At 60.6% G+C, this 24,571-nt stretch carries 20 protein-coding genes and 1 pseudogene; 13 read left to right on the plus strand and 8 right to left on the minus strand.

The window, feature by feature from the left end; genetic code table 11:
• Position 1: 1 nt before the first annotated feature.
• Positions 2–925, minus strand: coding sequence for a LysR family transcriptional regulator (locus BHU62_RS16800; protein ID WP_073533017.1), 924 nt, complete (start codon positions 923–925; stop codon positions 2–4).
• A 133-nt stretch (positions 926–1,058) separates the two neighbouring features.
• Between BHU62_RS16800 and lysA the strand changes: the two genes are divergently transcribed.
• On the plus strand, positions 1,059–2,321 hold the full coding sequence (lysA, locus tag BHU62_RS16805) for a diaminopimelate decarboxylase (protein ID WP_073533018.1): 1,263 nt from the start codon (positions 1,059–1,061) through the stop codon (positions 2,319–2,321).
• 27 nt (positions 2,322–2,348) lie between these two features.
• Here lysA and BHU62_RS16810 read toward each other — a convergent pair whose 3' ends face one another.
• The 3 genes from BHU62_RS16810 to galR all read right to left on the minus strand — a co-directional run bounded on the left by BHU62_RS16810 (position 2,349) and on the right by galR (position 4,180).
• Entirely contained in the window at positions 2,349–2,651 is a 303-nt protein-coding gene (locus tag BHU62_RS16810; protein WP_004931828.1) for a helix-turn-helix domain-containing protein, read from the minus strand.
• Positions 2,652–2,656: 5 nt separating this feature from the next.
• Entirely contained in the window at positions 2,657–3,001 is a 345-nt protein-coding gene (locus BHU62_RS16815; protein ID WP_073533019.1) for a type II toxin-antitoxin system RelE/ParE family toxin, read from the minus strand.
• A gap of 159 nt (positions 3,002–3,160) precedes the next feature.
• The gene (gene galR, locus BHU62_RS16820; RefSeq protein WP_073533020.1) at positions 3,161–4,180 is read right to left on the minus strand and encodes an HTH-type transcriptional regulator GalR; all 1,020 of its coding nucleotides are present in this window, start codon (positions 4,178–4,180) and stop codon (positions 3,161–3,163) included.
• Between the two features lie 220 nt (positions 4,181–4,400).
• On the opposite strand from galR, the gene BHU62_RS16825 reads away from it, so the two are divergent.
• The 3 genes from BHU62_RS16825 (at position 4,401) to lplT (ending at position 10,536) form a co-directional block, all read left to right on the plus strand.
• The gene (locus BHU62_RS16825) at positions 4,401–6,659 is read left to right on the plus strand and encodes a molybdopterin guanine dinucleotide-containing S/N-oxide reductase (RefSeq protein ID WP_073533021.1); all 2,259 of its coding nucleotides are present in this window, start codon (positions 4,401–4,403) and stop codon (positions 6,657–6,659) included.
• Positions 6,660–7,198: 539 nt separating this feature from the next.
• On the plus strand, positions 7,199–9,352 hold the full coding sequence (aas, locus tag BHU62_RS16830) for a bifunctional acyl-ACP--phospholipid O-acyltransferase/long-chain-fatty-acid--ACP ligase (RefSeq protein ID WP_073533022.1): 2,154 nt from the start codon (positions 7,199–7,201) through the stop codon (positions 9,350–9,352).
• Complete coding sequence (gene lplT / locus BHU62_RS16835) at positions 9,352–10,536, plus strand: lysophospholipid transporter LplT (RefSeq protein ID WP_073533023.1); 1,185 nt, start codon at positions 9,352–9,354, stop codon at positions 10,534–10,536. Before aas ends, lplT begins: the two co-directional genes overlap by 1 nt.
• A 33-nt stretch (positions 10,537–10,569) precedes the next feature.
• Here lplT and BHU62_RS16840 read toward each other — a convergent pair whose 3' ends face one another.
• The 4 genes from BHU62_RS16840 to mutH form a co-directional block, all read right to left on the minus strand.
• On the minus strand, positions 10,570–11,610 hold the full coding sequence (locus tag BHU62_RS16840) for an NADP(H)-dependent aldo-keto reductase (protein ID WP_073533024.1): 1,041 nt from the start codon (positions 11,608–11,610) through the stop codon (positions 10,570–10,572).
• A gap of 206 nt (positions 11,611–11,816) precedes the next feature.
• On the minus strand, positions 11,817–12,035 hold the full coding sequence (locus BHU62_RS16845; protein WP_073533025.1) for a YgdI/YgdR family lipoprotein: 219 nt from the start codon (positions 12,033–12,035) through the stop codon (positions 11,817–11,819).
• A 156-nt stretch (positions 12,036–12,191) separates the two neighbouring features.
• A complete protein-coding gene (locus BHU62_RS16850) occupies positions 12,192–12,908 on the minus strand; it encodes a TerC family protein (RefSeq protein ID WP_073533026.1) in 717 nt (238 codons plus the stop codon).
• Between the two features lie 100 nt (positions 12,909–13,008).
• The gene (gene mutH, locus BHU62_RS16855) at positions 13,009–13,695 is read right to left on the minus strand and encodes a DNA mismatch repair endonuclease MutH (RefSeq protein WP_073533027.1); all 687 of its coding nucleotides are present in this window, start codon (positions 13,693–13,695) and stop codon (positions 13,009–13,011) included.
• A gap of 696 nt (positions 13,696–14,391) precedes the next feature.
• On the opposite strand from mutH, the gene rppH reads away from it, so the two are divergent.
• The 9 genes and pseudogenes from rppH to recC all read left to right on the plus strand — a co-directional run bounded on the left by rppH (position 14,392) and on the right by recC (position 24,517).
• The gene (gene rppH / locus BHU62_RS16860; RefSeq protein ID WP_004931849.1) at positions 14,392–14,919 is read left to right on the plus strand and encodes an RNA pyrophosphohydrolase; all 528 of its coding nucleotides are present in this window, start codon (positions 14,392–14,394) and stop codon (positions 14,917–14,919) included.
• 12 nt (positions 14,920–14,931) lie between these two features.
• Positions 14,932–17,178, plus strand: a complete 2,247-nt coding sequence (gene ptsP, locus BHU62_RS16865) for a phosphoenolpyruvate--protein phosphotransferase (RefSeq protein WP_073533028.1) — start codon at positions 14,932–14,934, stop codon at positions 17,176–17,178.
• Positions 17,179–17,399: 221 nt separating this feature from the next.
• Positions 17,400–18,272 carry a prolipoprotein diacylglyceryl transferase gene (gene lgt / locus BHU62_RS16870; RefSeq protein ID WP_015378920.1) on the plus strand — a complete coding sequence of 291 codons (873 nt, stop codon included), beginning with the start codon at positions 17,400–17,402 and terminating at the stop codon, positions 18,270–18,272.
• Positions 18,273–18,279: 7 nt separating this feature from the next.
• On the plus strand, positions 18,280–19,074 hold the full coding sequence (gene thyA, locus BHU62_RS16875; protein WP_073533029.1) for a thymidylate synthase: 795 nt from the start codon (positions 18,280–18,282) through the stop codon (positions 19,072–19,074).
• 174 nt (positions 19,075–19,248) lie between these two features.
• Positions 19,249–19,752, plus strand: coding sequence for a prepilin peptidase-dependent protein (locus BHU62_RS16880; protein WP_073533030.1), 504 nt, complete (start codon positions 19,249–19,251; stop codon positions 19,750–19,752).
• Positions 19,746–20,324, plus strand: coding sequence for a prepilin peptidase-dependent protein (locus BHU62_RS16885; RefSeq protein WP_073533031.1), 579 nt, complete (start codon positions 19,746–19,748; stop codon positions 20,322–20,324). Before BHU62_RS16880 ends, BHU62_RS16885 begins: the two co-directional genes overlap by 7 nt.
• Positions 20,321–20,767, plus strand: a pseudogene (locus tag BHU62_RS16890) (YgdB family protein). The gene BHU62_RS16885 and the pseudogene BHU62_RS16890 overlap by 4 nt, the downstream one beginning before the upstream one ends.
• Complete coding sequence (locus BHU62_RS16895; protein WP_088776064.1) at positions 20,757–21,113, plus strand: prepilin-type N-terminal cleavage/methylation domain-containing protein; 357 nt, start codon at positions 20,757–20,759, stop codon at positions 21,111–21,113. Before BHU62_RS16890 ends, BHU62_RS16895 begins: the two are co-directional and overlap by 11 nt.
• Before the next feature lie 32 nt (positions 21,114–21,145).
• Positions 21,146–24,517: an exodeoxyribonuclease V subunit gamma gene (gene recC, locus BHU62_RS16900; RefSeq protein ID WP_073533032.1), complete on the plus strand. Its 3,372-nt coding sequence runs from the start codon at positions 21,146–21,148 to the stop codon at positions 24,515–24,517.
• Positions 24,518–24,571 lie beyond the last annotated feature (54 nt).

Here is a 24,571-nt window from a genome sequence, read left to right on the forward strand (position 1 = left end):
TTTAACGCTTGACGGCTGCCGCCAGCCGGGCGGAAAAGGTTGCTGCCTGCTGATGAAGGTGCTCGACAAAGGCCGTGACCAGCGCCGAAGAAGGGCGGTGCAGCGGCCGGATCAGGCTGACGGTGAACGGCACGTCGATGCTGAACGGCCGCACGTGTACGCCGCCGCCGGCATAGTCGAGCGCCGTTAGCGGGTTGACGATCGATACCCCCACGCCGGCTCTCACCATGGCGCACACCGACGCCGCGCTATGCGTTTCCATTACCATGCGGCGCTCTACGCCCTGTTCGCCGAACAGCGCATCCAGCAAATGGCGATAGCTGTCGGTGCTCGACAGGCTGATAAAGTTCTGCCCGGCGAAGTCTTGCGGCGTCAGCTGGTCTTTCGCCAGCAATGGGTGGCCCGTCGGCAGCACGCACACCTCGTTCAACGTCATCAGCGTCACCCGCTCGGTACCCGCCGGCGTCAGGGTGGTTTCCGTCAGCCCGAGATCGTGGCGCTGGGCCGACAGCCACTCTTCCAGCAGCGGCGACTCCTGCGGGATGACGCTGAAACTGACCTCCGGGTAACGTTCGATAAAGGGCCGACACACTGCCGGCAGTAGCGATTGGGAAAATACCGGCAGGCACACGATCGACAGTTGCGCCTGCTGAAACTGGCGGATACCGGCGGCGGCGTTGACGATGCGATCGAGGCCGTAATAGGAACGCTGCACCTCTTCAAACAGCCGCAATCCCTGCACCGTGGGAGACAAACGCCCACGCACCCGATCGAACAGCTGCAGCCGGATCAGCTTTTCAAAGCGCGCCAACTCGCGGCTGACGGTCGGTTGCGAGGTTTGCAGCAGGGCCGCCGCCTCGGTCAGATTGCCGGTGGTCATCACCGCCCGAAAGATTTCGATCTGCCGCAAAGAGATGCTGTACATGGCGAAGCTGCTCGACTGTGAAGAAAGCCATATCATAAATGAATAGACTACGGCTAAATAGATATTTTCCACCCGATTCAGCGTGCGGCACTATGGCTTTCTCTGCCGTCATTTTCGAATTGGGAATATCGCCATGCCACGCCCACTGCACGACACCTCCACCGCGTTGAACGCCGCCAACCTGCTGGCTTTGCCGCAGCGTTTCGGCTGCCCGGTCTGGGCCTATGATGCCGACATCATCAGCCAGCGCATCGCTCAGCTGCGCCACTTCGACACTATCCGTTTTGCGCAGAAGGCCTGTTCGAACATTCATATTTTGCGCTTGATGCGCGGGCAGGGCGTGAAGGTGGATTCGGTGTCGCTGGGCGAGATCGAGCGGGCGCTGCAGGCCGGTTTCCAGCCGGGCGGCGAACCGAGCGAGATCGTGTTTACCGCGGACGTATTGGATCACGCCACGCTGGCGCGCGTCAGCGAATTGAAGATCCCGGTCAACGCCGGCTCCATCGACATGCTGGATCAGCTTGGCCAGGTTTCCGCAGGGCACCCGGTGTGGCTGCGCATTAACCCAGGGTTTGGCCACGGCCACAGCCAGAAAACCAACACCGGCGGCGAGAACAGCAAGCACGGCATCTGGTATGCAGACCTGCCGCAGGCGGTGGAGAAGATCCGCCGCTACGGCCTGAAACTGATCGGCGTACACATGCATATCGGTTCCGGCGTCGACTACCAGCACCTGGAGCGCGTCTGCGATGCGATGGTGCAGCAGGTGATCGATCTCGGTCATGATATCAGCGCCATTTCCGCCGGCGGCGGCCTGTCTATCCCGTATCAGTACGGCGAAGAGGCGATCGATACCGAACACTATTTCGGTTTGTGGAACCGGGCGCGTGAACGCATCGCCGCGCATCTGGGGCACCCGGTACAGTTGGAGATCGAACCCGGGCGTTTCCTGATGGCGGAAGCGGGCGTCTTGGTGGCCGAGGTACGGGCGGTAAAAGACATGGGCAGCCGCCACTTTGTGCTGGTGGATGCCGGTTTTAACGATCTGATGCGCCCGGCGATGTACGGCAGCTATCACCATATTTCGCTGTTGCCGGCCGATGGGCGCGACACTTCGGGGCAACCATTGCGCGAAACGGTGATCGCCGGGCCGCTGTGCGAATCCGGTGACGTGTTCACCCAGCAGGCGGGGGGCGGAGTGGAAACCCGCGAGCTGCCGCCGGTTCAGATCGGCGATTATCTGGTGTTTCACGACACCGGCGCCTACGGCGCGTCGATGTCCTCCAACTACAACAGCCGCCCGCTGTTGCCGGAGGTGTTGTTCGAAAACGGCGAACCGCGGCTGATCCGCCGCCGCCAAACCATCGAAGAGTTGATCGCGTTGGAGCTTATCTGATTAGAGGGCGGGCACATTGCGCCCGCTTCACAGCGTCATGCGGCGGTGCTGGCCATTGGGCAATTGCACATCCAGCGACAGCGTGCCACCCATCGCCTCGATATAGCGTTTGAGCGACGACAGCTTTATTTCGCTGCCGCGCTTTTCCAAATTGGCGACGGAGGGTTGGCTGATGCCGAGCCGCTTCGCCAATTCAACCTGAGAAACCGCCAACTCTTCCCTCAGCATCGCCAGCCGCAGCTCGAAAATCTCCTGGTCCGCTTTTTGCCTGGCGGCAGCAACGACGGCGGGATCGAGTTTATCGATCAGTTGGGATAAAGGTTTGGCCATCTGCACTACCTCCGGGTTGCCAGATAATGTGAAAACTCCATGGCGGCGATGGGCAACATGCGCTGGTAAAAGCGTTTGTCGCCAGTTTTATCGCCGCCGCACAGCAATACCGCTTGCCGCTGTGGATCAAAGGCGAAAAACACCCTGAAAGGGTGCCCGCGATGTTGAATGCGCAGCTCCTTCAACTGCCGGACCGCGTCGGAAAAATGCAGCGTATCGGCATGCGGCCGCGCCAATTGCGGGCCGAACGTCTGCAATTTGTAGATCGCAGCCAGGATGCTTGTTTGCTGGGCGTTGTTCAGCGCTAAAAACCAGTCGTCAAACCGTTCGACGGTCACCACTTGCCACATGATGCGCTCCGAATATAGCGTTTATGCTATATAGTGTAAAGGTTATTGTGCCAACAATATGCACGAACGCTGGGAGCGGAAAAAATCCAAAAGCGGGAAATGCGGCGGGCTGCGCAATCTGAGCGCATGGGTGATGGCTCACCCATGCGGCGGCGTGAATTACGGCTGTTCGTGCGCGTTGTTGAGGATGGCGACCGAGTGGCGGCGCACCAGCGTCGGGCTGAACATGTTGGTGATTTCCGGCAGCGGTTGCCGAGTGGCCAGCGCCAGCGCCAGCTCCGCCGCCTGAGTCGCCATCGCCACGATCGGGTAGCGAATGGTGGTCAGGCGCGGCCGCAGATAGCGTGAAATCAGCACGTCATCGAAACCGATCAGCGAAATTTGCCCCGGTACGTCGACGCTGTTATCGCTCAGCACCGACAGTGCGCCGGCGGCCATCGGATCGTTGTAGCAGGTGATGGCGGAGAACGAGCGGCCGCGGCCGAGCAACTCGGTCATCGCCTGTTCGCCGCCGATCTCGTCCGGCTCGCCGTAGGCGATCAGCTTTTCATCCACCGCAATGCCGTGTTCCTGCAGCGCGTCGAGATAGCCCTGCAGGCGATCGGTGGCGTCGGAAATCTGGTGGGTGGAACAGATGATGGCGATGCGCTGATGCCCTTGCTGGATCAGATGACGGGTCGCCAGCCAGGCGCCGTAGCGATCGTCGAGCGCCACGCAGCGCGTTTCAAAACCCGGTAGCGTGCGGTTGATCAGCACCATGCCCGGGATCTGTTGCATCCAACCGCACAGTTCCTGATCGCTCAGCCTTTTGGCGTGTACCACCAGCGCTTCACAGCGGTGTCGCACCAGTTGTTCAATCGCCTGGCGCTCTTTCTCGGCGTCGTGGTAACCGTTGCCAATCAGCAGAAAATTGTGGGTAGCGTAAGCCACCTGCTCGACCGCCTTGACCATGGCGCCGAAGAAGGGATCGGAAACGTCGGAGACGATCAGGCCCAGCGTTTCGGTGGATTGCTGCGCCAGCGCACGCGCGTTGGCGTTGGGGTGGTACTGCAGCTGTTCCATGGCGGCCAGCACCGCGGTGCGCGATCCTTCGCTGGCCTTGGGGGAATTGTTTATCACGCGGGATACCGTGGCCACGGAAACACCCGCCAGCCTGGCAACATCCTTTATCGTAGCCATATCTGTCAACACATCCTGGGTAATCGCTTACATGCCCCAGTTTTGCGGAAAAAAACCGGGGCTGCAAGCGGTGTCGTGCGCAACTTGTGGCGGCCGTTGCAGAATATCTTCGCGGCTGCGCGCATAACCTTCGGCCGCCGAACGATAGTGCAATTTGTACGTTGGCACGGGCGACGGGCTGAGGTAACGTCTTTACATTCCGTTTTGCGCCGAGAACACCATGTCCATTAAACGCTATCCGCAGCTCGCCCATTGGGGCGCCTATACCGCCGTGGTTGAAGACGGTCGCCTCATCCGCTGTGAACCCTTCGCCGACGATCCCGATCCTTCGCCGCTGCTCGATTCCATCGCGCCGATGGTCTATTCCGACAAACGCATCCGCAAGCCGGCGGTGCGCCGCTCGTGGCTGCAAAAGCGCGAGGGCAGCGATCGCTCGCTGCGCGGTCGGGAAGATTTCGTTGAGGTGGACTGGGAGCTGGCGCTCGATCTGGTGGCGGAGGAGAACCGCCGGGTGCGCGATCGCTACGGTGCCTCCGGGCTGTTTACCGGCTCTTATGGCTGGTCGTCGGCCGGGCGTTTGCACCATGCGCGTTCGCTGGTGCGGCGGTTCTACTTCAGCGGCGGCGGCGGGGTCGATCAGCAGGGCAACTACAGCTGGGGCGCGGCGCAGTTTTTCCTGCCGTATGTGATCGGCACCTTCTCGCCGTTGACCGGGCGCGTCACCAGTTGGCCGAGCGTGGTGGAGCACTGTGAGCTGTTCGTGGCGTTTGGCGGGCTGGCGCTGAAAAATGCCCAGGTCTCTTCCGGCGGCGCGGCGGAGCATGCGCTTAAGCCGTGGTTGCAACAGCTGGTGCGAAAGGGCACGCCGGTGATCAACATCAGCCCGATGCGCGACGACTGCCCCGAGTTCGTCAACGCGGAATGGATCCCGATCCGGCCGAATACCGATGTGGCGCTGATGCTGGCATTGGCGTACGAAATCCAGCGGCAGGGTGCTCAGGACGAGGCTTTCCTGCACAGTCACTGCGTGGGTTATCAACAGTTGGCGGATTATCTGAACGGTGCCGGCGACGGCGTGGCGAAAACCCCCGCCTGGGCCAGCGCCATCACCGGCATTCCAGCGGCGCGCATCGCTTTGCTGGCGCGGCAGCTGATCGGCGTGCGCAGTTTCATCACCTGCGCCTACTCCGTGCAGCGGGCACACCGCGGCGAACAGCCGTATTGGATGATGATCGCGCTGTCGGCGATGCTGGGCCAGGTGGGGCTGCCGGGCGGCGGTTTCTCGTTTGGCCACGGTTCGATGAACGGCGTCGGCAATCCGCGTGTGGATACGCCCGCGCCGACCATGCCGGTGGGGGACAACCCGGCCGGGCTGGCGATCCCGGTGGCGCGCATCTGCGACATGCTGCTGCACCCTGGCGAAGCCTATCAGTTTTGCGGCGAGACGCGGCATTACCCGGATATTCATTTGGTGCACTGGGCCGGCGGCAACCCGTTCCATCATCATCAGCAGTTGAACCGGCTGGTGGAAGGTTGGCAAAGGCCGGATACGGTGATCGTGCAAGATATCTGGTGGACGGCGGCGGCCAAAATGGCGGACATCGTGCTGCCGGTCACCAGCTCGCTGGAGCGCAACGACATCGGCGGTTCCTCGCGCGATCGCTACGTACTGGCGATGCACCAGGCCATCGCGCCGCAGCACCAGGCACGCAACGATTTCGATATCTTCGCCGATCTGGCGGAGCGCCTCGGCTATCGCGAACGCTTTACCGAGAACCGCGACGAGCGGGCCTGGATCGAAGATATCTACCGGCAATGCGGTGAGGCGCAGCGGCGTGCCGGCGTCGCCTGGCCGGAATTCGAAGCGTTCTGGCGCCAGGGCTATGTCGAACTGCCTGCGCCGGAGAAAGAGTTCGTGTTTTTCGACGCGTTCCGCGCCGATCCGCAGGCTAACCCGCTGCAAACGCCCAGCGGCAAGATTGAGCTGTTCAGCGAACGGATCGCCGGTTATCGCTATGAGGATTTTGCCCCACATCCGCAGTGGCAGCCGCCGGTCGAGTGGCTGGGCGCGCCGCAGGCCAAAACCTGGCCACTGCACCTGATCTCCATCCAACCGAGCGATCGTCTGCACAGCCAGATGGATCCGGCGCCGCTGGCGCAGGGCAACAAGACCGCCGGGCGCGAAACCTTGTACATGCACCCGGAGGACGCGGCGCCGCGCGGCGTGAAGAACGGTGCCGAAGTGCTGGTCAGCAATGCGCGCGGCGGCTGCCTGGCGGGGGTGTCGCTCACCGACGGCGTGACGCGCGGCGTGGTGCTGATGGCGACCGGCGCTTGGTTCGATCCGGGCTTCGGCACGCAGCGCCAGCCGGTTGAGCAAGCGGGCAACCCGAACGTGCTGACGCTCGATATCGGCACGTCGCCGTTGACCCAGGGGCCAAACGCCATGAGTTGCCTGGTGGAGGTCAGCGCACGCTGATAGAACGAGGTGATGTGTGAGGGAGACACCGCTGGTTACATTTTGCGCATCTATGTTGCGATTGCCTGCTGGCCGGTGTTCGTAGCGTCGGGGTAGATTGGCAGTCCCAGAGGTATTGATTGGTGAGTGGCAATCTCCATCGGCTTGAACCCAAATGCATTGCACCAACCTACGCGGATGCGTAGGTTTTTTTTTGCCCGTTCGCCCGGCGCGCCTTGGCCGGACATTTCCCCATTATTGATCTTTCCGCTGCGGCGATTGTTTAAGTTTCATTGAGTTATTACAGCAGATCGCGGGAAATTTACAGCTGGTTGCATTTGGAGCAGAACTCTTGCGATTCGCCGGTAGTTTCCTGCGCGCCATCTCTCTAGAGTAGGTGATCCCAGAGGTATTGATTGGTGAGAAATCAGCATACTCTGTATGTTGAAGCCATTTTCAATTGCACCAACCTACGCGGATGCGTAGGTTTTTTTTTGCCTGCCATATAGTATTCTTTTCCCTACAACGATTTACGGTCATCAAGGCCAAGGGAGAAGGGCATGATCTTTTCACTGCTGCGTGCGCTGTTTCGCCTGCTGTTTCGGGTACGAATCGAAGGGGACGTCCGGCACTTTGAGCGGCAAAAGCTGCTGATGACGCCGAACCACGTCTCTTTCCTCGACGGCGTGCTGCTGGCGCTGTTCCTGCCGATAAAGCCCGTGTTTGCGGTCTACGCCAGCATCGGCGAGAGCTGGTTTATGCGCTGGCTGCGGCCTTATATCGATTTCGTCTCGCTCGATCCCACCAAGCCGATGGCCATTAAGCAGCTGGTGCGCCTGGTTGAACAGGGACGGCCGATCGTGGTGTTCCCCGAAGGGCGCATCACCGTGACCGGCTCGCTGATGAAAACCTACGATGGCGCGGCGTTTATTGCCGCCAAATCGGGCGCCACCGTAGTGCCGGTACGGATCGACGGCCCTGAATTCAGTCCGTTCGGCCGCATGGCCGGGGTGTTCAAGATCCGTTGGTTCCCGCAAATCAGCATCCGCATTTTACCGCCGACCACGCTGCCGATGCCGGAAGCGCCGCGTGCACGTGAACGCCGAGCGTTGGCGGGCGATCGGTTGATGCAGATCATGATGCGGGCGCGGATGGACACGCGCGAACCGCAGACGCTGTTCCATGCCCTGCTGGCGGCGCAGCGCCGCTACGGGCGCCGCAAGCCGTGTATCGAAGACATTGCTTTCCAGGAAGACAGCTATCAGACGCTGGTCAAGAAGTCACTGGGCGTCAGCCGCATTCTGCAACGCTTTACCGCCGAAGGTGAGCACGTTGGGCTGCTGCTGCCCAACGCCACTATCACTGCGGCAGCGATCTTCGGCGCCTCGCTGCGCAACCGCATTCCGGCGATGCTCAACTACACCGCCGGCGCCAACGGCCTGCAAAGCGCCATGATCGCCGCCGGCATCAAGACCATCGTCACTTCGCGTCAGTTTCTGGAGAAAGGCAAGCTGACCCACCTGCCGGAACAGGTAGCGCAGGCTAACTGGGTGTACCTGGAAGATCTGAAGGACACCGTCACGCTGGCGGACAAGCTGTGGATCCTGCGGCACTTGCTGCAGCCGTGGCGCGCGGTCTTGCCGCAACGCCCGGAGGATGCGGCGCTGATCCTGTTTACTTCCGGTTCCGAAGGCCATCCCAAGGGCGTGGTGCATTCGCACGCCAGCCTGCTGGCCAACGTAGAACAAATTCGCACCATCGCCGACTTCACGCCGCGCGACCGCTTCATGTCGTCGCTGCCGCTGTTCCACTCGTTCGGCCTGACGGTGGGGCTGCTCACGCCGCTGATCACCGGCAGCCGCATTTTCCTCTACCCCAGCCCGCTGCACTACCGCATAGTGCCGGAGTTGGTGTATGACCGCAATTGCACGGTGTTGTTCGGTACGGCGACCTTCCTCAACAACTACGCGCGCTTCGCGCATCCGTATGATTTCGCTCGCCTGCGCTATGTGGTGGCCGGCGCGGAGAAACTGGCGGACAGCACCAAGCAGATCTATCAGGACAAATACGGTATTCGCATTCTGGAAGGCTATGGCGTGACCGAGTGCGCGCCGGTGGTATCGATAAACGTGCCGCTGGCGACCAAGGTGGGCACCGTCGGCCGCATCATGCCGCAGATGGAGGCGCGCCTGATCGCGGTGCCGGGCATCGATAACGGCGGGCGCCTGCAGCTGAAGGGGCCGAACATCATGAAAGGCTATCTGCGGGTCGAACGCCCCGGCGAGCTGGAACCGCCGGCGGCGGAAGATGCGAACGGCGTGCTGCAACCGGGCTGGTACGACACCGGCGATATCGTCAGCCTGGATGAGCAGGGGTACTGCACCATCCGCGGGCGCGTGAAGCGTTTCGCTAAACTGGCCGGCGAGATGGTGTCGCTGGAGAGCGTCGAGCTGCTGGCGCAGCGCCTGTCGCCGGAAAAACCGCACGCCGCCACGGTCAAAAGCGACAGCAGCAAAGGTGAGGCGCTGGTGTTGTTCACCACCGATCCTGTCGTCACCCGTGAGGCTTTGCTGCGAGCGGCGCGTGAGTTGGGCAGCCCGGAGCTGGCGGTGCCGCGCGATATTCGTCTGCTGAAAACATTGCCGGTGCTCGGCAGCGGCAAACCTGATTTCGTCACCCTGCGTAAAATGGCCGAACAGCCGGAGAGTGCCTGATGAATCCTTCGTCCGAATCCCCTTTGCTGTCACGCGGCATGATCGCGGTCATCAGCGCGCAGTTCCTCTCGGCGTTCGGCGACAATGCGCTGCTGTTCGCCACGCTGGCATTGATCAAGCAGCAGCTGTATCCGGACTGGAGCCAGCCGATCCTGCAAATGGCTTTCGTCGCCACCTATATCATTTTGGCGCCGTTCGTCGGTCAGGTGGCCGACAGCTTTGCCAAAGGGCGGGTGATGATGTTCGCCAACGCCCTGAAACTGGCGGGCGCATTGGTGATCTGTTTCGGCTTTAACCCGTTCCTCGGCTACAGCCTGGTGGGGGTGGGCGCTGCCGCCTATTCGCCGGCCAAATACGGCATTCTGGGCGAGATCACCAGCGGCGAGAAGCTGGTTAAAGCCAACGGCCTGATGGAGGCCTCGACCATCGCCGCCATTCTGACCGGCTCGGTGGCCGGCGGTATTCTGGCAGACTGGCATGTGGTGGCGGCGCTGGCGGCCTGCGCACTGGTCTATGCGGGGGCGGTGGTCGCCAACCTGTATATTCCGCGGCTGGCGGCGGCGCGTCCCGGCGCGTCGTGGCGCCCGCGGGCCATGACGCGCAGCTTCTTCACCGCTTGCGTGACGCTGTGGCGCGATGGGCAGACGCGCTTTTCATTGATCGGCACCAGCCTGTTTTGGGGCGCCGGCGTGACGCTGCGTTTTCTGCTGGTGCTGTGGGTGCCGGTGGCGCTCGGTATCGCCGATAACGCCACGCCGACGTTGCTGAACGCCATGGTTGCCGTCGGCATCGTGGTGGGCGCCGGCGCCGCCGCGCGCTTCGTTACGCTGGAGACGGTGAAGCGCTGTATGCCGGCCGGGATCCTGATCGGCGTCGCGGTCGCGGTGTTCGCGCTGCAAACCACCATGCTTAACGCTTACGTCTTGCTGGCGATCATCGGCATGCTGGGGGGCTTCTTCGTGGTGCCGCTTAATGCGTTGCTGCAGGAACGGGGCAAACATTCGGTCGGCGCCGGCAATGCGATTGCGGTGCAAAACCTGGGTGAAAACACCGCCATGTTGCTGATGCTGGCGCTGTACTCTCTGGTGGTGAAGCTGGGCGTGCCGGTGGTGGGCGTCGGCGTAGGGTTTGGCGTGGTATTTGCGCTGGCAATCGGCGCGTTGTGGTGGTCGCAGCGGCGATAAAGCGGGGCGCAGCCTGGCTGCGCCCTCATTCTTTTAAGGCGCCGGAATGGTAAACCGGGTATGGATTTCTTCGAGCGCCAGCAACACTTCCTCATCCAATACCACGTCGAGGCTGTCGATGTTGATTTTCAACTGCTCCACCGTGGTGGCGCCCAGCAGGGTGCTGGCAACGAACGGCTGTTGACGCACGAAGGCCAACGCCATCTGCGAAGGATCCAGCCCGTGTTTTTTGGCCAGCGCCACATACTCGGCAATCGCCAACTGGGTTTGCTGCCCTGAATAACGGTTGAAGCGGGTGAACAGCGTATTGCGTGCACCGGCCGGTTTGGCGCCGTTGAGGTATTTGCCGCTCAGGGTACCGAACGCCAGGCTGGAATAGGCCAGCAGCTCCACCCCTTCGTGCTGGCTGATCTCGGCCAGGCCAATCTCAAAGCTGCGGTTTAGCAGGCTGTACGGGTTTTGAATCGACACGATGCGCGGCAGTTCATGTTTCTCCGCCAATTGCAGGTAGCGCATCACGCCCCAGGGCGTTTCGTTGGAAACCCCGATATAGCGAATCTTACCGGCGCGCACCTGCTCGGTCAGCGCCTCCAGCGTTTCCAGCAGGGTGACCGTGGCTTTGTCGTCGGTGTATTGATAGTTGAGTTTGCCAAAGCAGTTGGTGGCGCGCTGCGGCCAGTGCAATTGATAGAGATCGAGATAGTCGGTGTTCAGCCGTTTGAGGCTGGCGTCCAGGGCGGCGCGGATATTCTTGCGATCCAGCGCCTGCTGCGGGCGGATGCTGCTGTCGGTGCCGCGCACCGGGCCGGAGACTTTGCTGGCCAATACGATTTTTTCGCGATTGCCGCGCGCCTTGATCCAGCTGCCGATATAGCTTTCGGTCAGGCCCTGGGTTTCCGGACGGGGCGGTACCGGGTACAGTTCGGCGGTGTCTATCAGGTTGACGCCTGCGGCCAATGCATAGTCCAGTTGCGCATGGGCGTCGGCTTCGCTGTTCTGCTCGCCAAAGGTCATGGTGCCCAGTCCCAGCACGCTCACTTCTAAAGAACTGTGGGGAATACGGTGGTATTGCATTAACGGCCTTCCTTTCTTGTTAGCGCTGACGGGCCGCGCGGCCCGGTGAAACAGGAGCCCAATGTCAGAAGACGGCGCAAAGTCCGTCGGGCGGCGATGTCGCCTTTCCTGACTATAACCAAGCGGTGAAGATGGGGGAAGCGGATTCCGTGCGGACACGAATGAGGGCTACCGCGCTTGAACAGGCGATAGCCGGCGAGCGGTGATTAGCGTTCGATAATCTGAGAGACCTGATCGCCGTTGATCTGGCGGTGGTTGCCTTTCTCGTCTTTGTAGCGGATGAGGCCGGTATCTTTGTCGATCTCCGGTTTACCTTGCGTCAGGATCATATTGCCGTCTTTGGTCGCCATCACGTAGTCGCTGGAACAACCCGCCAGAGCGGCGGCCATCACCAGCGCAGAAACTGCCATTACCCACTTTTTCATCCTGCTGAGCCTCGATTGTGCAGAAAACATTATTGTTTCAGATTAGCAAACTCTCAGCGGAGGGCGTCTCAGATAAGTCTTTATCTGAGAGGAAAAGTGAAATGGGAGGTCAACGAAGCGAGGGAAGCCGCCGTTGGCGGCTTCCACCATGACGCGTTATTCCGGTGAGCGTTTTTTCTTGCCGCGCATCAGATTGAGCGATTCCACCGCCATAGAAAAGAACATGGCGAAGTAGATGTAGCCTTTCGGCACATGTACCTGGAAACTTTCCAGCATCAGCGTGAAGCCCACCAGGATCAGGAACGCCAACGCCAGCATTTTCACCGACGGATGGCGGTTGACGAATTCGCCGATCGGTCGGGCGGCGAACATCATCACGCCGACGGCGATCACCACCGCTGCCATCATGATGAACAGATGGTCGGAAAGGCCCACGGCGGTAATTACCGAATCCAGGCTGAAGATAATGTCCAGCAGCATGATCTGCACGATCGCACCGAAAAAGCTGTGCACTTTGGTGTGGTGCTCTTCTTCCGTGCCTTCGATGGTTTCGTGGATCTCTTTACTGGCTTTCCAGATCAGGAACAGCCCCCCCAAGAGCAGGATCAGGTCACGGGCGGAAACGGCGTGATCCAGCACGGTGAACAGCGGGTGCGTCAGACGGATAACCCAGGCGATGGAGGCCAGCAGCGCCAGGCGCATCAACATGGCGGCGGCCAGGCCTAACCGGCGGGCCTTGTTCTGTTGCGCTTTGGGCAGCTTGGCCACCACCAACGACAGAAAAATAATGTTATCAATACCCAGTACGATCTCAAGAATGGTTAGCGTGCCTAACGCTAACCAGGCATTGGGATCCATAATCCATTCGAACATTGCCCGGCACACCTTAATGCTTAATAAATTCAAAGCGTGAATTATACGCGTTTATCGTGCCGCTGACAGGGCTAGCTAAACCAGAGTTAAACGAAATCGCTTAGATTGAGAAATGTCTTGCCAGCAGCGCGCCGGTAAAGCTCTTTTTCAGATAGAAACCGCGCGGTAGTGTCATGATGGGCTGCCCCTGTTCGCCGATGGCTTCGGTGAGCGCTTTGCTGTTGGCCGCTTTGGGGCGCAGCTGCAACACTTCGCCATGGCGTGCGGTAATGCGTTCTACGTGGCCGAGCACGATCAGATCCATCAGTTCTTCCCAGTCACGGCGCAGCATCTCTTCCTCTGCTGCGTTCGGGCTCCATAGCAGCGGCGAGCCGACGCGGCGTTGCGCCAGCGGGATCTGCCGTTCGCCTTCCACCGGTATCCACAAGACGCGCGCCAGTTTGTGGCGGACATGGCTGCTGGCCCAGGTAACGCCGCTGTTGCCGGTGAGCGGCGCCACGCAGACGAAGGTGGTTTCCAGCGGTTTGCCGGCGGCGTCGATCGGGATGGTTTTCAGCTCGATACCCAGCTCGGGAAAATCCTGCTCCGGCTTGCTGCCGGCCATGGCGCCGAGGTATAGCTCCAGCAGCATACCCACCCAGCCTTTATCGCGTTTCAGATCCTTGGGGATCGGCAATTGCGCGCGGGCGGCCAGCTCGCCAAAGCTGAAGCCGGCCAGCGCCTGAGCGCGCTCGAACAGCTGCCGTTCATTTTCCGGCGGGGGCGGCAAAGGAGATAAAAACGCCATAAATCAAGCCTGTCAGATTTGGTTGAAAAATGTACTGCAATTATACAGGGTGAGCGATAACCGTCATCGCCTGGGGAAAAGAATAATAGTAGCATGATTTTACATGACTTTTTTCCTTTCCCCGCACAGGCTGAAACGCCCCTGCGCGGCTTGTTCACCTGAAGCCACCGACAATAAACAGGATCTTACACCTATTTATCCACAGATTTATGGGATAACCCAAATTTTTACCGATCACTGGTTCAATTTACAGCCTTGACTCGGACGGGTTTTTACGAATTTGTCCGTTTTGTGCGTAACTTGCCCGGATAATCTGTGGATAAAAACGGCGTTGATGGATCTTTCGCCAGGGTAAGATCCTTACCGTGCATAGATCACATTTTTGCCCTGTACATAACTGTGTGACGTTGAGTAATTTAATGTTTTTAAAAGGAATGTGTGTTTTTTGGTTTTGAGGGGGATTTTAGAGGGGAAGAGTTTTACCGGCTTATCCCTCGAGTTCTGCACACACCTATCCACAGAAAAAGTGAATAAAACCGGCCTGAAATGCTAGGGTATGTTTATAACTTTGCCTATATCTGTGAGTTATCCCAATGTTATCCGGCCCGCAGCGCCGTAAAGCAGTGGTTTACCGCCTGTAGCTTGTGTGAAACAATCAGGACATCTATGCGAATTTAAGCTTATCGAGGTAGTCCGGTGATCGATGATGATGGCTACCGCCCGAATGTTGGTATCGTAATCTGTAATCGTCAGGGGCAGGTCCTATGGGCCCGCCGTTACGGTCAGCACTCCTGGCAGTTTCCCCAAGGTGGGATTAACCCTGGCGAAACTGCAGAGCAGGCGATGTACCGTGAGCTGTTCGAAGAAGTGGGGCTGAGTAAAAAGGATGTGCGCATCCTGGCTTCGACCCGCAACTGGTTGCGCTATAAATTGCCGAAACGTTTGGTGCGTTGGGACACAAAGCCGGTATGTATCGGCCAAAAGCAAAAGTGGTTTTTGTTGCAGTTACTGTGCAATGACGCTGATATCAATATGCAGCGCAGCAGCACGCCGGAGTTCGACGGTTGGCGCTGGGTGAGCTTCTGGTATCCGGTGCGCCAGGTGGTGTCGTTCAAACGCGACGTCTACCGCCGGGTGATGAAAGAATTTGCCGTGACCGTGATGCCGATGCAAGAACAGGCGGCACCGCGGCAGGCCCCCGCTTATCGCCGAAAGAGAGGTTAAGTTAAGCAGACTATGCTCACGCGCTTGCGAGAAATTGTAGAGAAGGTGGCCGCGGCGGCCAGTCTGACGGATGCGCTGGATCTGCTGGTCAATGAAACCTGCCTGGCGATGGACACTGAAGTGTGCTCCATCTATCTGGCAGACAACGATCGGCGCTGCTACTACCTGATGGCCACGCGCGGGCTGAAAAAGCCGCGTGGGCGCACTATCGCATTGGCGTTTGACGAAGGCGTCGTCGGGTTGGTCGGCCGCCGGGCCGAGCCTATCAACCTGGCGGATGCGCAAAGCCACCCCAGCTTCAAATACGTTCCGCAGGTAAAAGAGGATCGTTTCCGATCCTTCCTCGGCGTGCCGATCATTCATCGGCGCCAGCTGTTGGGCGTGCTGGTGGTGCAGCAGCGTGAGCTGCGCCAGTTTGACGAAAGCGAAGAGTCATTCATGGTGACCCTGGCCACACAGATGGCCGGGATCCTCTCTCAGTCGCAGCTTAACGCCATTTTCGGCCAGTATCGCCAAACGCGCGTGCGCGCGCTGGCGGCCTCGCCCGGCGTGGCGGTGGCGGAAGGGTGGCAGGACAGCAGCCAGCCTTCACTCGATCAGGTCTACCGTGCTTCGACGCTGGATACCGCCAGCGAGCGCGAGCGTTTGACGCTGGCGCTGGAAGAAGCCGGCGCGGAATTCCGTCGCTTCAGTAAGCGTTTTGCCGCCAGCTCGCAAAAAGAGAGCGCGGCGATCTTCGATCTTTATTCTCACCTGTTGAACGATGCTCGCCTCAAGCGTGAACTGTTTGCCGAAATTGACAACGGTTCGGTGGCAGAGTGGGCGGTGAAACAGGTGATAGAAACCTTTGCCGAGCAGTTCGCCAAACTGCAGGACACCTACATGCGCGAGCGCGGCAGCGACTTGCGTGCGCTGGGGCAGCGTCTGCTGTTCCATCTCGACGATACGACTCAGGGCGCCACCCAGTGGCCGGCGCGTTTTGTGCTGGTGGCGGATGAACTGACCGCGACGCTGCTGGCCGAAGTGCCGCAGGATCGCCTGGCCGGCGTGGTGGTGCGCGACGGCGCCGCCAACTCTCACGCGGCGATTTTAGTGCGCGCGATGGGGGTGCCGACGGTGATGGGCGCCGACATCCAACCTTCGCTGCTCAACCAGCGGCTGCTGATCGTCGACGGTTACCGCGGCGAACTGCTGGTCGATCCTGAACCGGTGTTGGTGCAGGAATATCAACGGCTGATCAACGAAGAGCTGGAGCTGAGCAAGCTGGCGGAAGACGACGTCGAGCAGCCGGCGCAGTTGAAAAGCGGCGAACGCATCCAGGTGATGCTGAACGCCGGCCTCAGCCCGGAACACGAGCAGTTGTTGGGTGGCCGGGTGGATGGCGTTGGGTTGTACCGCACCGAAATCCCGTTCATGTTGCAGAGCGGCTTCCCCTCCGAAGAGGAGCAGGTCGCGCAGTATCAAGGCATGCTGCAGCTTTATCCGAGCAAACCGGTCACGCTGCGCACGCTGGACATCGGCGCCGACAAGCAGTTGCCCTATATGCCGATCAGCGAAGAGAATCCTTGCCTGGGTTGGCGCGGTATCCGCATCACCCTGGATCAGCCGGAAATCTTTTTGATTCAGGTGCGCGCCATGCTGCGCGCCAATGCCGGCACCGGCAACCTGGGCATTTTGTTGCCGATGGTCACCAGCCTGGAAGAGGTTGATGAGGCTAAACGCCTGATCGATCGCGCCGGGCGTGAGGTGGAAGAGGTGCTCGGCTATGCGATCCCGAAACCGAAGATCGGCGTGATGCTGGAAGTGCCGTCGATGATTTTCCTGATCCCGCATTTGGCCGGGCGCGTCGATTTCATCTCGGTCGGCACCAACGATTTGACACAGTACCTGCTGGCGGTGGATCGCAACAATACCCGGGTAGCCTCGTTGTACGACAGCCTGCATCCCGCGATGTTGCAGGTGCTGAAATTGATCGCCGAGCAGGGGAAAGCGGCCGGGCTGCAGCTTAGCCTGTGCGGTGAACTGGCAGGCGATCCGATGGGCGCGCTGTTGCTGGTGGGCATGGGCTATCGCAATCTGAGCATGAACGGCCGCAGCGTGGCGCGCATCAAATACCTGCTGCGGCATATCGAACTTTCCGACGCCGAGGTGTTGGCACACCGGGTGCTGAACACCCAGATGACCACCGAAGTGCGCCATCTGGTGGCGGCGTTTATGGAACGACGCGGCATGGGCGGGTTGATCCGCGGTGGCAGATAGCCGCCGCGCGGTTTGATTTTTTTACAGAACTTTTCCCGCTCCGCCGGACCGGAGCGCATTAAGCCTATGTTATGATGCGCAACCTCAGCGCGGCGCATGCTCGTCGCCTTGCAAACCGCAGCGGCTAACGCTGCCTTTTCAAGGCGCGGGATAATCTTCGTCGCCGCTTGGCACCTGCCGCCCCCGCATGGGGAAAAATAACAGACATGTTGTGGTGATAGATGAGCAATAGCTATCTGGCGTTTCCTAAATTTGATCCGGTCATTTTCTCCATTGGCCCGGTTTCTCTGCATTGGTACGGCCTGATGTACCTGGTCGGTTTCGTTTTTGCCATGTGGCTGGCGGTTCGCCGCGCCAACAAGCCGGGCAGCGGCTGGACCAAAGACGAAGTGGAAAACCTGCTCTACGCCGGCTTCCTGGGCGTATTTGTCGGCGGCCGCGTGGGCTATGTGCTGTTCTACAACCTGCCGCTGTTCCTGGATAACCCGCTCTATTTGTTCAAGGTCTGGGATGGCGGCATGTCGTTCCACGGCGGCTTGATGGGGGTGATCCTGGTGATGTTCTGGTTCGCCCGTCGCACCAAACGCACCTTCTTCCAGGTTTCCGATTTTATCGCGCCATTGATCCCGTTCGGCTTGGGTGCCGGCCGCCTCGGCAACTTCATCAACGGCGAACTGTGGGGCCGCGTGACCACCGATACCCCTTGGGCGATGCTGTTCCCAAGCTCGCGCAGCGAAGACGTGGCCCTCGCCGCCGCCGATCCTTCCCTGCTGCCGCTGCTGAATCAGTACGGCGTACTGCCGCGCCACCCGTCGCAGCTGTATGAACTGCTGCTGGAAGGCGTGGTGCTGTTTATCATTCTGAACCTGTTTATTCGCAAGCCGCGGCCGATGGGCGCGGTATCGGGCCTGTTCCTGATCGGTTATGGCGCATTCCGCATCATCGTTGAAGCGTTCCGCCAGCCGGATGCGCAGCTTGGCTTGTTCGACGGCGTGATCAGCATGGGGCAGATCCTGTCCATCCCGATGGTGGTGGCCGGTGTTATTATGATGATTTGGGCGTACCGTCGTCGCCCGCAGCAACAACTGTCGTGAGGAACAAATGAAACAGTATCTGGATTTGATGAACAAGGTGCTCGCCGAGGGCACCCCTAAAGCCGACCGTACCGGCACTGGCACGTTGTCGATTTTCGGCCACCAGATGCGTTTCAATTTGCAGGAAGGTTTCCCGTTGGTGACCACCAAGAAATGTCACCTGCGTTCGATCATTCATGAGCTGTTATGGTTCCTGAACGGCGATACCAACATCGCCTACCTGCGTGACAACAAAGTCACTATTTGGGACGAATGGGCCGATGAAAACGGCGATCTCGGCCCGGTGTACGGTAAACAGTGGCGCTCTTGGGGCGCAGCGGACGGCCGTCAGATCGATCAGCTGAGCAACGTGCTCCAACAGCTGAAGCAAGATCCAGACTCGCGCCGCATCATCGTTTCCGCCTGGAACGTCGGCGAGCTGGACCAGATGGCGCTGGCGCCGTGCCACGCGTTTTTCCAGTTCTACGTGGCGGACGGCAAGCTCTCTTGCCAGCTGTACCAGCGTTCTTGCGACGTGTTCCTCGGCCTGCCGTTCAACATCGCCAGCTACGCGCTGTTGGTGCATATGATGGCGCAGCAGTGCGATCTGGAAGTGGGCGATTTCGTCTGGACCGGCGGCGATACCCACCTGTACAGCAACCATATGGAACAGACCCAGCTGCAGTTGACGCGCGAACCGCGCCCGTTGCCGAAACTGGTGATCAAACGCAAGCCGGCTTCGCTGTTCGACTACCGTTTCGAAGACTTCGAGATCGAAGGCTACGACCCGCACCCGGCCATCAAGGCGCCGGTCGCGATCTGACCTTAACCGCATCACACCAGGGGCGCCGCGATTGCGCCCCTTTTTTTATCCGCATTGCGCGCCGCGCCGCATTTTATTGTCGCCGTTTGCCGCCATAGGGAAAACATTGCGCAGCTTGCCGCAACGCTTGCGCATACGGCTTTACCCCTTGTTTGCGGCCCTTACACTGGCGGCATGAACGACAATACGCTCTCTAACATCGACGACCGTCAGCGCGGCATGACGCTGATTGAGCTGTTGGCGGCGATCTTGATCGCCGCCATGCTCACGGGCTGGGGCGTCGGGCAATGGCGCCATCATCAGCAAGCGCTGCGGCTGGAACACACGGCCCAGCAGCTGCTGGCGTTTTTGCTGCGATTGCAGGCTGACGCCAACTGGCGCAACAGCACGACGCTGTTGTGGTTCAAGAACGGCACGCCCTGGTGCCTGGGCGGTGGTGCACCACCGCCGGATTGCGGTTCCGCCGAGGGCACCGCTTTCTCACCGTCTTATCGCGACGTCGCGTTGAGCGGCTACACCGGTAAGGACATCGGGTTTTACGGCTTGCGCAATACTGCGCAGGCGGGGCACATCCTTCTCAGTAACGAGGCAGGCAGCCTGCGGCTGGTGTTGTCCGCCCGGGGGCGGCTGCGTTTGTGCAGCGAAGGGCTGCGGGTCAGAGGGATCGCGCTATGTTGACTTTAGAGCGCGGTTTTACCTTGCCTGAGGTGATGTTGGCGTTGGTATTCGGCAGCGTGATCGCGCTCGGCGCGGCAAAAACTTACCCGCTGCTGCGCCAGCAGAACGTGGCCGTCGGCCAGCACTTTCGACTGGAGTCAACGCTGCGGCAGCTGGCGTTCGGCATTGAAAAAGATCTGCGCCGCGCCGGCTTTTGCGCCGGACAGTGCGCCGGCCGTCCGCTGCTGATCGGCCAGGCCACGGGAGAAGCGGCGGGCAGTTGCGTTATCGTCGCTTACGACATCGCGCGCAGTGGGCAATGGCCCATTGCTGGTGAGGATGCGGGCTATTTCGGTTATCGGCTACGCAATGGTGGGTTGGAAGGGCAGCGTGGCGTAAGCCAATGCAATGGCGGCGGCTGGGAGCGGCTGCTCGATCATGACGAAGTGCGCATTGAGCGGTTTCATGTGGCGGTAGAGTGGAGCGAGCATGGCACCGCATTGGCCCGCCTGACGCTGGCGGGGCGTTCAGCGGTCGATGCGCGTATCAGGCGCAGCCTGAGCGGGTGTGTCGAAATGGCGGCGTTGCCATGAACCGGCGCGCACAGCGCGGTGGCAGCACCCTGGCAGCCGTGTTGCTACTGCTGGCCCTGGGGCTAATGCTGCTTAATGCTCAGCACCGGCAATTGGATAATGCTCTGCTGCTGGCCGCCGATCAGCAGCGCTACCTCCAGGCTTACAATCAGGCCACTTCGGCGCTGAACTGGGGCATTCTCCAGCGCTGGCCGCGCGTCGATCTGACCGCGGCGGCCTGGCGATGCCGGCAACGCGCGGAGCTGACCGCCTGCGCCCGGCTGTCCGCCTGAGCGGGCGTAGTGATGGTGCGCGGCCGGGGCGAGCTGCGCGGCGGTGAACCGCTTTGGTTGTATCAACTGGGCATGTTTGACGGTGCGGAAGCCATCGGCCGGGTGAGGGCGCAACCGGGCGGGCGGTTGGATTTTTGCCCCGAGAAAAGGCTGGCCGACTGTGACGGCTAACGCTCGCGCAGAGCGGATATCCCGCAACGGCTTCAGTCTGCCGGAAGTGTTGGTGGCGGCCTTGTTGTTCTCGGTGTCGCTGCTTGGCTTGTTACAGTATCATCAGGTGCTGTTGCAGTCGTTCCAGCGCCAGTGGCACTACCGGCAAGCCTGGGCGCTGGCGCACCAGCAGTTGGAGGCGTTCGCTGCCACTGAGCGGCTCGATGCCGAACCGCTGCCTGAAGGCTGGCAACGCGAGACGGCGTTCGACGGTGCGGATGCCGATTGCCGCCGATTGACAGTCAGAATACAAACGCCGCAGCGGCAGTGGGCAACGCTGAGCCGCTGGTATTGCACCCGTTTTTGAGCCGGCACGTATCTTGTTTTAAAGGAGCCCCCATGTTCACGGTTTATCATTCCAATCAGCTGGATTTATTGAAAACGCTGACCAGCGCGCTGATAGCCAGAGATCCGTTGGCCGATCCTTTTCAACAGGAAGTGGTGCTGGTGCAGAGCCCCGGTATGGCACAGTGGCTGCAGATGCAGCTGGCTGAACAGTTCGGCATTGCCGCCAATGTCGCGTTCCCGCTGCCGGCGACCTTCATTTGGGACATGTTCACCCGGGTGTTGCCGGATATCCCGAAAGAGAGCGCCTTCAGCAAGGACGCCATGACCTGGAAGCTGATGTGGCTGCTGCCGGAGATGCTGACCCAGCCGGCGTTTGCGCCGTTGCAGCACTATCTGACCGACGACGGCGACAAGCGCAAAATCCACCAGTTGGCCGGCCGGGTCGCCGACCTGTTCGACCAATATCTGGTGTATCGGCCACAGTGGCTGGAGAGCTGGCAGCGCGGCGAACGTATCGACGGTCTGGCGGAGGCTCAGCAATGGCAGGCGCCGCTTTGGGCGCGGTTGGTTGAGTACACGCGCGAGCTGGGGCAGCCGGAATGGCACCGCGCCAATCTGTACAGCCGCTTTATCCACGCGCTGGAACAGGCAAGAACGTGCCCGCCCGGTTTGCCGCCGCGGGTGTTTATCTGCGGCATCTCGGCGCTGCCGCCGGTCTATCTTGAGGCGCTTCAGGCGTTGGGGCGGCATATCGATATCCACCTGATGTTCACCAATCCCTGCCGCTACTATTGGGGCGATATTCAGGATTACGCCTTCCTGGCCCGCTTGCAAAGCCGCAAGCGCCGTCACTACCATCAGGCTCGTGAGCAAGGGCTGTTCCGCGAGCCGGATGACGCGGCGCGCCTGTTTGACGCCGAAGGCCAGCAGCAGCTCAGCAACCCGCTGCTGGCCTCTTGGGGCAAGCTGGGGCGCGATCACCTCTATCTGCTGTCGCAGATGGAAGGGGCGCAAGAGGTCGACGCCTTTGTCGATATCCCGGCCGATACCATGCTGCACGCCGTTCAGCGCGATATGCTGGAGCTGGAAGACCATGCGGTGATTGGTATTACCGCGGAAACGCTGGAAAGCAGCTTCAGCAAACGTCCGCTTGATGAGAACGACCGCTCCCTCAGTTTGCACGCCTGCCACAGCCCGCAGCGGGAAGTGGAAGTGCTGCACGATCAGCTGCTGACCCTGTTGGCGCAGGATCCGTCGTTGACCCCGCGCGACATCATCGTGATGGTGGCGGATATCGACAGCTACACGCCTTACATTCAGGCGGTGTTCGGCAACGCCCCCGTCGAGCGCTACCTGCCGTTCGCTATTTCCGACCGTAAAGCCCGGCAGGCGCATCCGGCGCTGCAGGCGTTCATTTCATTGCTCGATCTGCCGCAAAGCCGCTTTACTTCGGAACAGGTGCTGGCGCTGCTGGAGGTGCCGGCCCTGGCCGCCCGTTTCGCTATTGGTGAAGAGGGGCTGCGTCTGTTGCGTCACTGGGTCGGTGAATCCGGCGTGCGTTGGGGGCTGGATGACGACAACGTGCGCGAGCTGGATCTGCCGGCCACCGGCCAGCACACCTGGCGCTTCGGCATTACGCGCATGCTGCTGGGCTACGCGATGGACAGCAACGCCGGGGATTGGCAAGGCATTTTACCTTACGACGAGTCGAGCGGATTGGTCGCAGAACTGGCGGGGCAACTGGCGGACCTGTTGGCGCAGCTGAGCCACTGGCGGCAAGTCGTGAGCGAAGCGCGCTCGCTCGAGGCATGGCTACCGCTGTGCCGACAACTGTTGGATGCCTTCTTCGCTGCGGACAGCGACACCGAAGTGGTGTTGGCGCTGATCGAACAGCAGTGGCAGCAGGCCATCAATTTTGGCCTGGCGGCACGCTATCCCGATGACGTGCCGTTGACCATCCTGCGCGACGATCTGGCGGCGCGCCTCGACCAAGAGCGCATCAGCCAGCGCTTCCTTGCCGGACAAATCAACTTCTGTACGCTGATGCCGATGCGTTCCATTCCGTTCAAGGTGGTGTGCCTATTGGGCATGAATGACGGCGTGTATCCGCGCACGCTGCCGCCGCTGGGCTTCGATCTGATGGCGCAGCAGGTCAAGCGCGGCGATCGCAGCCGTCGCGATGATGATCGCTATCTGTTCCTGGAGGCGATTCTGTCCGCTCAGCAGCGGCTGTATATCAGCTTCATCGGGCGCTCCATTCAAGACAACAGCCCGCGCTATCCTTCCGTGCTGGTCACCGAACTGCTGGAGTACCTGGAACAAAGCTATTGCCTGCCGGGAGACGAGGCGCGTACCGCAGACGACAGCGCCCGGCGGGTTGGCGAGCACTTGCTGAAGTGGCACGCGCGCATGCCGTTCGCCGCCGAGAATTTCTTGCCGGGCTCGGAGGCGCAAAGCTATGCCGCCGAGTGGCTGCCCGCTGCCGATGGGCGCGGAGCGGCGCATCCGGCGTTCAACCAGCCGCTGCTTGCCGAAGCGCTGCAGCAGATATCGCTGGATGAGCTGCTGCGGTTTTACCGCCATCCGATTCGCGCGTTTTTCCAACTGCGGCTGGGCGTCAGTTTTATCCTGGAAGAGACCGAGCTGCCGGACGAAGAACCCTTCACGCTGGATAACCTCAGCCGCTACCAGTTCAACAGCCAACTGCTGAATACGCTGATCGACGGCGACGATCCCGAACGGCTGTTCCAGCGGGTGCGCGCCGCCGGCGGCTTGCCTTATGGCGCCTTCGGCGAAATCTACTGGCAAAAGCAGCAGGAAGAGATGAGCGAGCTGGCCGAGCAGGTACGTGCGGAGCGCATGGAGAGCCATAGCCTGGAGCTGGATATCGATATCGCCGGCGTGCGCCTCAGTGGCTGGCTGCATCAGGTGCAGGATGACGGTCTGTTGCGCTGGCGACCCGCTACGCTGTCGGCGGTGGACGGCATGTTGCTGTGGCTGGAGCACCTGGTGTACTGCTGTGCCGGCGGCACCGGTGAGAGCCGCATGTATGGCCGCAAGAACTCCGCCTGGCGCTTTGCCGCGCTGGTGCCTGAAGACGCGCAGGCGCAGCTGGCGGAACTGTTGGCGGGCTATCAGCGCGGTCTGTGCCAGCCGCTGCTGTTGCTGAATAAGAGCGGCTGGGCGTGGTTGAGTCAGTGCTATCAGCCGGAAACGCAGCAAATCGATTGGGAGGAAGAAGCCCAAATTAAGGCCCGTGCCAAACTGCTGCAGGCCTGGCAGGGCGATCAGCGTATCCCCGGCGAAGGGGAAGATCCTTACGTGCAGCGAGTGTTCCGCCAGTTAGACAATGAATACTTAGCGCAAATACTGGCCGAAACAGAGCGTTATCTGTTGCCGGTGGCGCGGCATAACCTGGGGTAACAATCCCCCGGTGGTGCTGTGCGGCGGGAGGTGGTAAAAATAACGAAGGTTATA

The organism is Serratia marcescens (assembly GCF_001902635.1).
GTDB classification, from domain to species: Bacteria; Pseudomonadota; Gammaproteobacteria; order Enterobacterales; family Enterobacteriaceae; genus Serratia; species Serratia marcescens_F.